The sequence below is a fragment of the Phaeobacter sp. CC-HEC084 genome, assembly GCF_059429255.1.
The window spans coordinates 254060-267428 of sequence record NZ_JCAIJQ010000009.1; the positions used below are offsets into that span (position 1 = coordinate 254060).

The window sequence follows — 13369 nt, forward strand, 5'->3', positions numbered from 1 at the left end:
CACGGCAGGCCATCCCCAGCTTTACGCTGAAAAGACGGGTTTAGCCGCCCTTTTGCTCGTAAGCCGTGCCCCAGCCCCAAGCACCCGAGCCGAACCCGCGCGCCACGACGCGTTCGCGGTAGACGGCAGACACCACGTCGCCGTCACCGGCGAGCAGCGCCTTGGTCGAGCACATTTCGGCGCAGATGGGCAGCTTGCCCTCGGCGATCCGGTTGCGACCGTATTTGGAGAACTCCGCGTTGGAGTGGTTCTCCTCCGGGCCACCGGCGCAGAAGGTGCATTTGTCCATCTTGCCACGGCTGCCAAAGTTGCCTGCCTGCGGATACTGCGGCGCGCCAAAGGGGCACGCGTAGAAGCAGTAGCCACAGCCGATGCAGAGGTCCTTGGAGTGCAGAACCACCCCTTCCTCGTTCTGGTAGAAGCAATCCACCGGGCAAACGGCCATACAGGGCGCGTCCGAACAATGCATACAGGCGACCGAGATCGACCGTTCGCCGGGCTTGCCATCATTGATGGTCACAACGCGGCGGCGGTTGATACCCCAGGGCACCTCATGCTCGTTCTTACAGGCGGTGACACAGGCGTTACATTCGATGCAGCGTTCGGCATCGCAGAGAAACTTCGCTCTTGCCATTACTCTATCTCCTTACGCTGGCATGATTTTGCAGAGAGTACACTTGGTCTCCTGCATCTGGGTCACACTGTCATACCCGTAGGTCTGAGCCGTGTTGGTGCTTTCGCCCAGCACATATGGATCAGCGCCGTCGGGATATTTGTGCCGCTGGTCCTCGCCCTGGAAATGACCGCCAAAGTGGAACGGCATGAAGGCAACGCCCTCGCCGACCCGTTCGGTGACCATGGCCATGACCTTGACCTTGCCGCCCTCGGGACCTTCGACCCAGCACTGTTCGCCATCCCGCACGCCAAGGTTATTGGCATCGCGCGGGTTGATTTCCACGAACATGTCCTGCTGAAGCTCGGCCAGCCAGGGGTTGGAGCGGGTCTCGTCGCCGCCACCCTCGTATTCGACCAGACGGCCGGATGTGAGGATGATCGGGAAGTCCTGCGAGACATCCTTCTTCTGGATCGAGGCATACATCGTCGGCAGACGATAGAATTTGCGATCCTCGTAGGTCGGATAATCCGCAACCAGATCCCGGCGGTTGGTATAGAGCGGTTCGCGGTGAACCGGCACCGGATCCGGGAAGGTCCACACGACGGCACGGGCCTTGGCGTTGCCGAAGGGCGCGCATTCGTGCTTGATCGCGACCCGCTGGATGCCGCCGGAAAGGTCGGTTTTCCAATTGGTCTTGGGACCCGCCACAGCATCAATCGCAGCGCGTTCCTCGTCGGTCAGGTCGCTGTCCCAGCCGAGATCCATCAGCATCTGCATGGTGAATTCAGGATAGCCGTCCTGGATTTCAGAGCCCACGGAATAGACGCCTTCGGCCAGCAGGTTGTCACCGTCCCGCTCCACGCCGAAACGGGCGCGGAAGGTGAGACCACCTTCGGAGACCGGTTTGGACATGTCATAAAGGTTCGGCGTGCCCGGGTGGTTCATCTCGGGCGTTCCCCAGCAAGGCCAGGGCAGACCGTAGTAGTCGCCATCGGCCGGGCCACCCACCGCGCGCAGCGTGGTGCGGTCAAAGGTGTGCTGGTTGGCCATGTGCTTCTTCAGCCGTTCCGGGCTTTGACCGGTATAGCCGATGGTCCACAGACCCTTGTTGAACTCGCGGGTGATGCTCTCGATGTTCGGCGTTTCCGCGTCTTCCATCTCGATATTGCGGAACAGCCGATCCGCCCAGCCGAACTTGTTGGCGAATTTCGCCATGATCACGTGATCGGGCAGGCTTTCGAACAGCGGATCCACCACCTTGTCGCGCCACTGGAACGACCGGTTCGACGCGGTCACGGAACCGCGGGTTTCGAACTGGGTACAGGCCGGCAGCAGGTAGACACCGTCTTCGCGGTCATGCAGCACGGCGGAAACGGTGGGATACGGGTCGACAACGACCAGCATGTCCAGCTTTTCCATCGCCGTCTTCATTTCCGTCATCCGGGTCTGCGAGTTGGGCGCGTGGCCCCACAGAACCATGGCCCGAACGTTGTTCGGCTGATCCATGTTTTCCTTGTCTTCAAGGATACCATCGATCCAGCGGCTGACCGGAATACCCGTCAGGTTCTGCAGGCTCTTGTCTTTGCCGTCCGCGCCTTTCAGCGTGTCGAACTGGCCTGCCAGCCATTCGGGATCCTCTTCCCAGACCCGCGCCCAATGCGCCCAGGCGCCTTTGGACAGGCCATAGTAGCCCGGCAGCGTGTGCGACAGAACACCAAGGTCGGTTGCGCCCTGCACGTTGTCATGGCCGCGGAAGATGTTGGTGCCGCCACCCGATGCACCCATGTTGCCCAGCGCCAGCTGAAGCACGCAGTATGCGCGGGTGTTGTTGTTACCGGTGGTGTGCTGGGTGCCGCCCATACACCAGATCACGGTGCCGGGACGGTTGTTGGCCATGGTGCGCGCAACCCGGCGCAGCTGGCTGCCGGGCGTGCCAGTGACGCGCTCGACCTCTTCGGGTGTCCACTTGGCCACTTCTTCGCGAATCTGGTCCATGCCCCAGACACGGGTGCGGATGAACTCTTTGTCTTCCCAGCCGTTCTCGAAGATGTGCCACAGGATGCCCCAGACCAGTGCCACATCGGTGCCGGGACGGAAGCGCACATATTCGTCGGCATGGGCCGCGGTGCGGGTGAAACGCGGATCGCAAACAATCAGCGGCGCGTTGTTCTGCTCCTTGGCCTTCAGCACGTGCAACAGCGAGACGGGGTGCGCCTCGGCCGGGTTGCCGCCGATGATGAAGATCGCCTTGGAGTTATGGATATCGTTGTAGCTGTTGGTCATGGCGCCGTAGCCCCATGTGTTCGCAACACCCGCAACGGTGGTGGAGTGACAGATCCGTGCCTGGTGATCCACGTTGTTCGTGCCCCAATAGGCGGCGAACTTGCGGAACAGGTAGGCCTGTTCGTTGTTGTGCTTGGCCGAGCCGAGCCAGTAGACGCTGTCAGGTCCGCTTTCCTCGCGGATCTGCATCATGCCGTCGCCGATCTCGTTGATCGCCTGATCCCAGCTGATGCGTTTCCACTCGCCGTTCTCTTTCTTCATCGGGTACTTGAGACGACGCTCGCCATGGGCGTGCTCGCGCACCGATGCCCCCTTGGCGCAATGGGCGCCGAGGTTGAACGGGCTGTCCCAGCCGGGTTCCTGCCCGACCCAGACACCGTTCTGAACTTCTGCCACGACGGTGCAGCCGACCGAGCAGTGGGTGCAGACGGATTTTACGGTTTCAACAGCGCCCGCCGCAGCGGTGGCCGCATTGGCCTGGGTCACCGACCCGCCGGTGGCGCTGATGGCAGCCAGGCCGCCGATGGCCAGGCCGGAGCCGCGCAGAAAGGCGCGGCGGTCGACGGATGTTTCCGCGACGTTGGACAGGATACTGGTCCGCTGGGGGCGTCTCGCAACCCCGTTGGTCTTTTTCCTAAGCATTTAGAACCTCCCTTGCTTGCTTCCTCCTCAGAAAGCGCGCTGGGTTAACGAAAAACCTCTGGCGGTCGGGCGTCACGCAACCAGTTGCCATCGGTCATGGGATGCATGCGGCGCGTTAGAACCGGACGCTTTCGTAATAGGCGCGGGTATGCGCGGTATCCTGCATCGTCTCCTTCGCAAGATCGGGTGCGGCGGCCTCGGCCTCGCCCCCGGTCGTCGCAACCGCCACCGCTGCCAGCGGCGCCGTGGTTGCGGCGATCTTCAGAAAGTCGCGGCGGCTCGATGCTGCCTCTGCTTTCTTGGTCATGTGAGTCTCTCCTCCTTGGTGATCGCTCACGGTTGTGGGGCGGACCTTGCCGCCCCGGCTCATGCGGATTTCTCCGCGCTCATCCGGAACCCTTCGGCCTCGATCTCCATGAACACCCGGCCGACAGCGCCGACCGAGGCATAGAGAACCGAGTTCTTTGCCTTCTCGAGATCCGAAAAGAAGTGACCGGCCCAGGGGCCGATATGGGTGTTGAAGAAGGTCTTCTGATCGGCCAGCGAGGCAGGTTCGCCAAAGCGGCCCGCGATCAGCGCCCCCATCATTTCCATCAGCGAGGCGATATTGTCCTCGGGCTCATAGACGTTCTGCGCCCGGGTCATGCCCCGCGCCGCCATGTCCCGGCGCAGCTGCGCCAGCGGTTTTTCATTCAGGAACCCGGTCAGGTAGTAGCTGGCATAGGGCAGCAGCTCACCCCGGCCGAGGCCAATGAACAGCTTGTTGAACTCACGCTCCACCGCGGGCGGCTTCGACAGTTTGGCGATCTTGGCCAGCGCGTTGATCGCCACGCCCAGATCGGTGTCATCCCCCTGCAGACCAGCGGTCTGCCCCAGCAGGAACTCATCCGGCGGCGACGCCAGAATGAGACCCAGGAAATTATACAGATCCGCGCGCAGGCGGTCCTCTTCGCTTACCAACGGCGCTGCGGCATCAGCGGTGGCTGTCATGTCTTGCTCCTTGTTCATGCCGTGCCCCGGATCTGGCTCTGGCTTCCATCAAAGGAAAAGCGCATCCGGCGCGGCATCATGTTCCCGGGGGCAGTATCACCGGAATCCCCGCTCGGGTCAGCCTCGGTCTGCGGCTCTTGCCGAGTGGCGTTCCAGTCGTCGGCGGTCTGTGCAGGCCCGGCAGCGACGACCTCAGAGGTCTCCGCGGCGATGTCTATGCCCTGCTCTTCGCTTTCTGCACCCTCTTCGGGTGCGCCTTCGGCGGGTGCGGCGGCGACTGCCGCTTCGGCCTCGGCCTTTTCTGCTGCCTGACGGGCCAGTTCCTCGACGTGTTTGGTCATGCCCTTGCCCACCTGATAGGCGGTCTGCATGCCCTCCACGACCATGGCGCTGTCGGTGAAATCCTCACCGTAATCGACCAGCCCGTCGATATTGGCCAGCACCGGGTTCAGACGCCACAGGCGACGCAGGGCGCGGGTGCGAATGCGGGCCGGAACCACGTCACGCAGGAAGACCTTGAAATCGTCGCCTTCCTCCAGCGTGTCGGGATCGGGCAATTCCAGCTCGGCGAGGATCTCGGCGTCGCTCTTTTCCTCCAGCACCGCGTCGCGCTCCGCTGCCTCAACAGCAGCCTCTGCGCGGGCTTCGGCTGCGGCTTCGGCCTCTACGGCGGCCTTGCGGCGGGACCAGAAATCGCGGCTCATTGCAGGCGCCCCTTCTTGACCAGGGCGGGCGAGCGGTACACGTCGGTCAGCTGCGCGATGCGCGGATCGCCAATGCCATCCTCGGCCTCCCCCACGGTGCGCTTGTCACGGCGGCGTTTCTTGAATTCCTCTTCCTTGAAATGCGCCAGCGCGAATTCCCGCACCCAGGCCACAAGACCAGAGGGCATCGGCACCTTCTCCACCAGTTCCTCGCCGCTGTCGGCATAGTCCTGCGCCTCGTAAGGAGAGGCGGTGACCAGCGTCATTTCCAGCGGGCGGTCGGCATCATCGCTTTCACGCATCACAACGTAGACACAGGGCGGTTCGGCGGTCAGCCCGTGCATATAGGCTTCGGCATCGGCGCGGTGCAGTTCCAGCGGCAGTGTCGCGGCGTGGAATTCGCTGGCGCCGTCTTCCTCGCGCAGCAATTGCCAGTCTGCGGACCGGGCTGCGGGCAAGACGCCTGCCACCTTCCAAGACCATCGTGCCCAGCGGGTCACCCCCGGGGTCCGGCGAAGTACGATGCCAAGCGGCATCACGTCGGTCTTGTCCAAACTACGGCTCACTGGTTGCGCACCCTACATCTCCCTGCGTCGGACAAGTGTGCCGCAAGGTCACGCCTTCGTGAAAGCCTGCTCTGCGCCCCATCTGCAAATTTCCCGCAACCCGGACAAATTGGGGCAGACGCAGGGGGGCAGAGTTCCGCCTTGGTCGAATTGTCTATGTCGACAAAAATAATCGGAATACCGCTGTACACAAAACCACGCGAATCACCCCGGTATTTTGCGCCCCATCCGGGGCCTGCTGCGGGGTGCAAACCGGTTTACGTGGCTTCAGAATCATGCCTAATCTGTGGCCCGGATGGCGGTTATCCGCCCGTCACGCCAGCCCTGATGCAAGCGAGGAAAGAATGGCCAAGCAGTTGATTCTATGCGATTGTTCCGGATCCCAGGAGATCGATTCGGAGCGACTTTCCGACGTCACGGGATTGTCATGTTCAAAGATGCATTCGGCCCTTTGCACCAGCCAGACCGACAGCGCTGCCGCTGCAATCGGTGCCGGAGACGCGGTCATTTGCTGCACTCAGGAACAGCGCCTTTTCGAGGAGATCGCGGGCGAAATCGGTGCCCCCTCTCCGGCCTTCCTTGACCTCAGGGACAGGGCCGGATGGACCGCTGATGAGGGCGATTTGCTACCCAAAATGTCCGCCCTCGTGGCCGAGGCGGCGCTAGATACCTCGGCGGCTAAGACCGTCGATGTGGTGTCCGAGGGCCTGTGCCTGATCGTCGGTTCGGGCGATGTGGCGCTGGCCGCCGCCAAACGGTTGCAGGACAGTCTGGCCGTGACGGTGCTGCTGACAGGTGAAGACGAACCGCCGATGAGCCGCGACTTCGACGTGGTGCGGGGACAGCTGCGGCAGGCCTCTGGCGCGCTTGGCCAGTTTCAGGTCACCATCGACGCCTTGCAGCAGCTCGACACCACCGGCCGCAGCTGGAGCTGGACAGCCCCCCGCGATGGTGGTCACTCGGAATGCGATATCATTCTGGACCTGACCGGCGGCACGCCGCTGTTCCCGGCCCATGAAAAACGCGAAGGATACCTGCGCGCCGACCCCAAGGGCGTGCAGGCGGTGGCCGATGCGGTGCTGGAGGCCAGCCAACTGGTCGGCACCTTCGAAAAACCGCTCTACGTGCGCAGCGAACCGCTGCTCTGCGCCCATTCACGTGCCAGCCAGACCGGCTGCACCAATTGTCTTGATGTCTGCCCTACCGGCGCCATCAGCCCCAATGGCGATCACGTCAGCATCGACCCGATGATCTGCGCCGGCTGCGGCGCCTGTGCCTCGCTTTGTCCCTCTGGCTCGATCACCTATGACGCGCCGCCCACCGATACGCTGATGCGCCGCATTCAGGTGCTGGCAAAGGCCTATCTCGATGCCGGGGGCAGCGCCCCGCGCCTCTTGGTGGTGAACGAACACGGCGCCGAGATGATCCGCCTTGCGGCCCGGTTCGGACGCGGGCTGCCTGCCGATGTGCTGCCGCTGGAGCTGGAAGCGATGAATACCTTTGGTCATGCCGAAATCCTCGCGGCACTGGCCGCCGGATTTGCCCATGTGTCGCTGCTGATGTCGCCCAAGGTGGACCGCGCAGTGCAGGAGCGTGAGCTGACCCTGGCCCAGGCCATCGCGGGCGACAAGGCCACGCTGCTGGACCTGAACGACCCTGACGCGCTGAGCGATGCGCTGTTTGGCGCCGAAGTGCCCGCGCCGATAAATGAGCCGTTGCGCCCCATGGGCACCCGCCGCCAGATCACCCGTCAGGCCGCTCGCGCGCTGGCGCCTGAGGCCGACATGCTGCCCCTGCCGGATGATGCGCCCTATGGCGCAGTGCTGGTCGATACCGACAGCTGCACCCTGTGCCTGTCCTGCGTCTCCCTTTGCCCCTCCGGCGCGCTGGGGGACAATCCCGACCTGCCGCAGCTGCGGTTCCAAGAGGACGCCTGCCTGCAATGCGGCCTCTGCGCCAATGTCTGCCCCGAGCAGGCGATCAGCTATGAGCCGCGCCTGAACCTGCAGCCCGAAGCGCTAAGCCAGGTGGTGGTGCACGAAGAGGAACCCTTTGCCTGCGTCGAATGCGGCACGCTCTTTGGGGTGAAATCCACCATCGAACGGATCACCGAGAAACTGGCCGGAAAACACGCGATGTTCGCCACCTCGGATGCGGCACGGATGATCCAGATGTGCGACGATTGCCGGGTCAACGCGCAGTTCCATCAGGAAAACAATCCCTTCGAAGGCAAGGAACGCCCGCGCGTGCGCACCACGGCCGATTACCTCAGCAAGCGACGCGATCACTGATGTTGCAAGGGAGCTCCCAGATCTGCCGGGGTGAGGCTGGACACATAGGCCAGGATCGCCTCCAGTTCGTCCAGCGTCATGGCCACGGGCACGATGGGCGACGGGCGGTCCGCGGGGAAGGGCTCGGTCACATCGGCGACCTGGGTGAAGGAGGGGTGCGGGTTCAGCGCATAAAAGGCCTGAAACCTGTAGTCCCAATCCGGCAGCGCCCGCAGCACAAAAAAGGACGGCGTCGATCCGATATCGGTCATGCGCATGTCCTCGGCCACCGCGTGGCAACGCCCGCATTTGCTGCGCGACAGGTCCCGTCCCTTGATGGCGTCGCCTTCAAACACGATCTCTTCCTCCACCTCGGCGGTGATCTGCGGCAGGGTGAACATCTGCACCCCGTCCGGCGCATAGGCGGTGATGGTGCGCGCGCCCACGTCCGAGCCGAGCCAGTCAACAAACCGCGCCGTGCCCGGATGGGCACCATCCAGCACCTGCATGTGCCAGAGCGCGGCCGCATCCTGAAACACCGGCGTTCCCTTGGGCATGTCGGAAAACGCGGCCTCGGCAGCCGCGCCGGGCGTGACGAGTTCGATACGCACCTGCGTTTTCAGGGAAAACCGCGGCAGAAGATGTTTCAGAAATCCGGTTTCGACCAGCCCCTGCGGCACCGCCAGCCGGACCAACCGATCCTCGGCCTGAACGGGACTGCCGACCGCCAGCAGCCAGAGCACAAGCACCGGGATCAACGCAGCCCGGCCCGCCGCCGCAGTCCTGATCCAGTGCAGCAATGCAGGCACTCCTGCAAAACTGAGCGCTGCACGCACCCCGGTAAAATTGAGCGCTGCACGCTCTGGCCGGATCGGATAGAGAAAAGACAAACGGACCATTCGAAATGCTAGGGATCAACCTACATTTCAGTCAAGTGTTCCGTACACAGACGCAAACGAACCCACCAAAGGAGTAGACCGGCGTGTCCCTCACCCGTGAAACTGTCCTCGAGGCACTGAAGACCATCACCGACCCCGTCAGCGGCAGCGACATCGTCGCCGCCGGCATCGTGCGGGCTCTGAATATCGAAGACGGCGCCGTGCGTTTCGTGCTGGAAGTCGATCCGGCCCGCGCCGAGGCCTACGCCCCCGTGCGCGACGCGGCAGAGGCCAAGGTCACCGCCCTTGCCGGGGTCGAGAAGGTCTCGGCCTTGCTGACCGCCCATTCCACCAAGGCGCCGCCGCCGGATCTGAAACCGAAGAAAGCCGCCCAGCCGCAGGGACCGCAGAAGATCCCTGGCGTGGATCGCATCATCGCGGTCGCTTCGGGCAAGGGCGGCGTTGGCAAATCCACCGTCTCGGCGAACCTCGCCTGCGCGCTGGCTGCCGAAGGCCGCCGTGTCGGTCTGCTGGATGCGGATGTCTATGGCCCCTCGCAGCCGCGCATGCTGGGCGTGTCCGGCCGTCCCGCCAGCCCCGATGGCAAGACCATCCTGCCGATGCGCAACCACGGCGTCACCATGATGTCCATCGGCCTGATGACGAACGAGGATCAGGCCGTGGTCTGGCGCGGTCCGATGCTGATGGGCGCGCTGCAGCAGATGATGATGCAGGTGCAATGGGGCGCGCTGGATGTGCTGATCGTGGACCTGCCGCCGGGCACTGGTGACGTGCAGATGACCCTGGCGCAGAAGGCCCATGTGGATGGCGCCATCGTGGTCTCCACCCCGCAGGACGTTGCGCTGATCGACGCGCGCAAGGGCATCGACATGTTCAAACAGCTGCACGTGCCGATCGTCGGGCTGATCGAAAACATGTCCACCCATATCTGCTCCAACTGCGGCCATGAGGAACATATTTTTGGCCATGGGGGCGTCGCCGCCGAAGCCAAGAAGCTGAACGTGCCGCTCTTGGCCGAAATCCCGCTGCATCTGGACGTGCGCCTTGCCGCTGATGGCGGCGCGCCGGTGGTGGTCAGCAAACCTGACAGCCCGCAGGCCAAGGCATTCCAGGAGGTGGCACTCGGTCTTATCCAACGGGGCGCCGCATGAGCGAGGCCGCCCCTGCCCTGTCCTTTCCACCGCTGATGTCCGGCGAGGCGGTGACCGGCCCTGAGGATCCGTTCGAGACCGCCTGCAAACGGGCGGTCCTGGGCTGTGATGCCGGTCTGGTGGTCTATAATCTGGCGCATGACACCCTGCGCGCGGCGCTGGTCTTTGCCCCCGAGGTCCCGCTCGCGCGCGCCATGGCGATGCTGCCCACCTGCGGCGTCGGTTTTCAGAACGCCTTGGGCGCCCTTGCCCCGCCTGAGGTCGCGGTGCATCTGGACTGGGGCGGCGCGATCCGCATCAACGGTGCCCGCTGCGGCCGCTTGCGCGCCGCCGCCAGCACCAGCGATCCGGCGGAAGAGCCCGACTGGCTGGTGATCGGGCTGGAGCTGCCGCTCTGGCCCAAGGACGAGGACGGCGGCGCCGCGCCCGAGGACACCGCGCTTTATGCCGAAGGCTGCGCCGATGTGGAGGCGCCTGCGCTGGTCGAAAGCTGGGCCCGCCACTGCCTGCACTGGATCACCCGCTGGGAAGAGGACGGCCCCAAACCGCTGCACGAAGAATGGCGTGGCCTCGCCCATGGTATCGGCGAAGAGACCCGGCAGAATGACCTCAGCGGCACCTTCCTTGGCATTGACGAGGATTTCGGCATGCTGCTGCGCGACGGCGACACCACCCATCTGATCCCCCTGACAACGCTTCTGGAGACCCCGTGATGCAACTGGCCCGCGCCATCCATTTCGACGAGAGCGATCAAAACGTCTTTGCCAGCCCGGCCCGCACCGGCGAATGGTGCATCTCGGGCGGTTTTGAATTTTCCAACTGGGGCGAGGCGGATCTGACCGGCAAGCAGCGCCAGGCCTTCTCCAATGGCTGGATGGGGCTGGAAACCGGCGGGCGGGTGACATTTGTCGCGGTGACGAAGATTGAAGAGGCCGAGTTGGAAACCCTGACCGATCTTCTGGCGCATCATTTCGTCAGCTACTACGGCGCGCCGGATGTGGCCGCCGCCCGCCCCGTGGCGGCCGAGGAGATCGCCCACATGGCCGACCTCTGCGCCGATCATGACCCGAACACCCTGCTGACGGTGATGCGAGAGCTGACCGATGCGGGCGTGCGCGAAAGCTACCGGATGATCGAGGCGCAATCGGCAGGCCTGGAACAATTCGCCATCCACGGTGATATCGAAGGCTGAGGCGAAGCCCTCCCGCCCGTCGCCGGATCATGAATATGATCCGCTCCCGTTGGGCCGGGCGCCGCTGACGCGGCGCGGGCGATGGCGTGTGCCTACGTGATCGCAACCCAGAGCACATGGCACGCCATGTAAATGACGATTAGGGACCCGACGGTGTAGAATGTCGCCCGGATTTCATGGGATTGCTTCGTCGTGTAGGCCCAGAAGTGCGCCAGCCGCGCCGCAACAAAACCATACATCAGGACATGCGCCAGCCAGACAGAAGGGCCGATTGCCACAAACAGAAGGCCTGCTGCCCAGAAGGCCGGTATGTTTTCCAGGTCATTCCGGTGCATCCGACGGGATCGGTCAACGTATTCATTGACGTCCAGTTGCGACGGATCGGGAGCTGTATTGAGGAGCCCTTTTTGAAGGTCTTCGGGACTCGCCCAGCCCGCCCTGACTTTCATCATTCGGTGAACTGTCATCCAACCCTGGGCCATAACCTTGAGCACCAGGAGCGCAGCGGCAATCACATAGGTGACGAAGACCGGATTTTCCAAAGTGAGTGCGGTCATCTTTCGGCTCCCCATGTGGCGCCTTTGGTTGGCAAAGGTTCTCACCCTTCCTTACCATTGGTAAACAAAGTATCTTACCATTGGTAAGCAGTCAAGGATCGTGTCGATGCCGCACAAGAATACAAGTGATCAGATTTTGGAAACCGCTCGCGACCTGTTGGCATCCGAAGGTCTGGCGGCGGTATCGTTCGATGCGATAGCCCGTCGTCTGGGGTGCACGAAACAAGCGGTACTCTACTGGTATCCGAGCAAGCATGACCTGCTCGCCGCGATGTTTCTTCCGTGGCTTGAGGCTGAAGCGGAAACCGCAATACAGTCGGTGTCCGGGACCACGAAGCGCGATGAGGCCGTCGATGCATTTGTCAGAGCCATCGCCGGGTTTCATTTTGAGGACCTCGACCGATTTCGGATGATGTATCTGTTGCCGCAGACCCTCAAGCAAAGCGTCAAAGCCTCTCACGATGCTGCGCTGCTAGACAGGATTCACCCTGTGACCGACAGGATGTATGGCGCCCTTGCGGATAGGCTGGACAGCGATGCAAAAGGCGTGCGTCAGGAAGCCCTGGCGATACACTCGGCGGTACTGGGATTGCTACTCATGTTCGGACTTGCCGACAGTGTGAGAGACCCTTTGAAACACAACGCATCCGAGATGGTCAGCGCGTTGATCGCGTCTCTTCGATCCACATGAAAAACGGTGCCGTATGCATCGTGATCTCCGCCGTGCTCAAACCCGCCCAACACACTTTGCAAACGCCTACAACGCCACCCTAATATCCCCGGCGCCGCGCAAGCGGCGCCCGACCCAACCGGGTCGACCCTTCTTTTGAGAGGGCCAGACACGGGCGGGAGCACCCCCGCCCTTCCACAATCAGGCGTATTTTTCGAGGAACTCTTCGGCCCGCAGTGCGCGGAAATCGGGCAAAGCGGCCCTCAGGGTGGTATTGTCCCAGTCCCACCAGGCAAGATCCATCATCGCTTCGGCCACTGGTTCAGGGTAGCGACGGCGGATCAGGCGGGCAGTGTTGCCGCCGACGATGGTGTAGGGCGCAACATCCTTGGTTACGACCGAACCTGACGCCACAACCGCGCCGTGGCCGATGGTGACCTCGGGCTTGATCATCGCGCCGTGGCCGATCCAGGTGTCGTGGCCGATATGGGCCATGCGGCTGGCGCGATGGGCAAACCAGTCCTCATCGACCCCGGCATCATCCCAATAATCGGCAGACCGATACAGGAAGTGGTGCAATGACGCCTTCTCCATCGGGTGATCCGTCGCCCCGATGCGGGTGAAGCTGGCAATATTGGCGAACTTCCCCACCTCAGCATTGGCAATATCGCAGGTGCGGTCACAATAGCTGTAGTCGCCAAAGCGGCTGTTCGCGATGCGGCTGCCGGCGCCGATCTCCACATAGGCGCCAAAGGCACTGCCGGTGATCTGGCAATCGGGATGAATGAAGGGCTGATCTGCCTGAAGGCGGGCCATGGTCTGTTTTCCT

Annotated in this window: 14 protein-coding genes; 5 read left to right on the plus strand and 9 right to left on the minus strand. The window is 63.0% G+C overall.

Going from position 1 to position 13369, the window contains the following annotated elements:
- Window positions 1-40 precede the first annotated feature (40 nt).
- The 6 genes from fdh3B to AC5SSZ_RS18430 form a co-directional block, all read right to left on the minus strand.
- The gene (gene fdh3B, locus AC5SSZ_RS18405) at window positions 41-634 is read right to left on the minus strand and encodes a formate dehydrogenase FDH3 subunit beta (protein ID WP_065272593.1); all 594 of its coding nucleotides are present in this window, start codon (window positions 632-634) and stop codon (window positions 41-43) included.
- Between the two features lie 12 nt (window positions 635-646).
- Complete coding sequence (locus AC5SSZ_RS18410; protein WP_065272592.1) at window positions 647-3541, minus strand: formate dehydrogenase subunit alpha; 2895 nt, start codon at window positions 3539-3541, stop codon at window positions 647-649.
- A 115-nt stretch (window positions 3542-3656) separates the two neighbouring features.
- Window positions 3657-3848, minus strand: coding sequence for a twin-arginine translocation pathway signal protein (locus AC5SSZ_RS18415; RefSeq protein ID WP_065273715.1), 192 nt, complete (start codon window positions 3846-3848; stop codon window positions 3657-3659).
- Between the two features lie 59 nt (window positions 3849-3907).
- A complete protein-coding gene (locus AC5SSZ_RS18420) occupies window positions 3908-4549 on the minus strand; it encodes a TorD/DmsD family molecular chaperone (RefSeq protein ID WP_065272591.1) in 642 nt (213 codons plus the stop codon).
- Entirely contained in the window at window positions 4546-5235 is a 690-nt protein-coding gene (locus AC5SSZ_RS18425; RefSeq protein ID WP_495439303.1) for a DUF3306 domain-containing protein, read from the minus strand. The genes AC5SSZ_RS18420 and AC5SSZ_RS18425 overlap by 4 nt, the downstream gene beginning before the upstream one ends.
- The gene (locus AC5SSZ_RS18430) at window positions 5232-5771 is read right to left on the minus strand and encodes a DUF3305 domain-containing protein (RefSeq protein WP_065273714.1); all 540 of its coding nucleotides are present in this window, start codon (window positions 5769-5771) and stop codon (window positions 5232-5234) included. Before AC5SSZ_RS18430 ends, AC5SSZ_RS18425 begins: the two co-directional genes overlap by 4 nt.
- A 374-nt stretch (window positions 5772-6145) precedes the next feature.
- Between AC5SSZ_RS18430 and AC5SSZ_RS18435 the strand changes: the two genes are divergently transcribed.
- Window positions 6146-8092: a 4Fe-4S binding protein gene (locus tag AC5SSZ_RS18435; protein ID WP_274837586.1), complete on the plus strand. Its 1947-nt coding sequence runs from the start codon at window positions 6146-6148 to the stop codon at window positions 8090-8092.
- On the opposite strand, the gene AC5SSZ_RS18440 is transcribed toward AC5SSZ_RS18435, so the two are convergent.
- Window positions 8086-8970: a hypothetical protein gene (locus AC5SSZ_RS18440; RefSeq protein WP_495439306.1), complete on the minus strand. Its 885-nt coding sequence runs from the start codon at window positions 8968-8970 to the stop codon at window positions 8086-8088. The genes AC5SSZ_RS18435 and AC5SSZ_RS18440 overlap by 7 nt on opposite strands.
- Window positions 8971-9053: 83 nt before the next feature.
- On the opposite strand from AC5SSZ_RS18440, the gene apbC reads away from it, so the two are divergent.
- Genes apbC through AC5SSZ_RS18455 form a run of 3 tightly spaced genes read left to right on the plus strand, consistent with a single transcriptional unit; the run spans window position 9054 to window position 11313 of the window.
- On the plus strand, window positions 9054-10121 hold the full coding sequence (gene apbC, locus AC5SSZ_RS18445) for an iron-sulfur cluster carrier protein ApbC (protein ID WP_065272588.1): 1068 nt from the start codon (window positions 9054-9056) through the stop codon (window positions 10119-10121).
- Entirely contained in the window at window positions 10118-10834 is a 717-nt protein-coding gene (locus tag AC5SSZ_RS18450; protein ID WP_495439308.1) for a biotin/lipoate--protein ligase family protein, read from the plus strand. The genes apbC and AC5SSZ_RS18450 overlap by 4 nt, the downstream gene beginning before the upstream one ends.
- Window positions 10834-11313, plus strand: coding sequence for a DUF6505 family protein (locus AC5SSZ_RS18455; RefSeq protein ID WP_274827653.1), 480 nt, complete (start codon window positions 10834-10836; stop codon window positions 11311-11313). Before AC5SSZ_RS18450 ends, AC5SSZ_RS18455 begins: the two co-directional genes overlap by 1 nt.
- 92 nt (window positions 11314-11405) lie before the next feature.
- On the opposite strand, the gene AC5SSZ_RS18460 is transcribed toward AC5SSZ_RS18455, so the two are convergent.
- Window positions 11406-11870, minus strand: coding sequence for an MAPEG family protein (locus tag AC5SSZ_RS18460; protein ID WP_274827652.1), 465 nt, complete (start codon window positions 11868-11870; stop codon window positions 11406-11408).
- Between the two features lie 106 nt (window positions 11871-11976).
- Between AC5SSZ_RS18460 and AC5SSZ_RS18465 the strand changes: the two genes are divergently transcribed.
- Entirely contained in the window at window positions 11977-12561 is a 585-nt protein-coding gene (locus AC5SSZ_RS18465; RefSeq protein ID WP_495439311.1) for a TetR/AcrR family transcriptional regulator, read from the plus strand.
- A 180-nt stretch (window positions 12562-12741) separates the two neighbouring features.
- On the opposite strand, the gene AC5SSZ_RS18470 is transcribed toward AC5SSZ_RS18465, so the two are convergent.
- Entirely contained in the window at window positions 12742-13356 is a 615-nt protein-coding gene (locus AC5SSZ_RS18470; protein WP_369000819.1) for an LbetaH domain-containing protein, read from the minus strand.
- Window positions 13357-13369 lie beyond the last annotated feature (13 nt).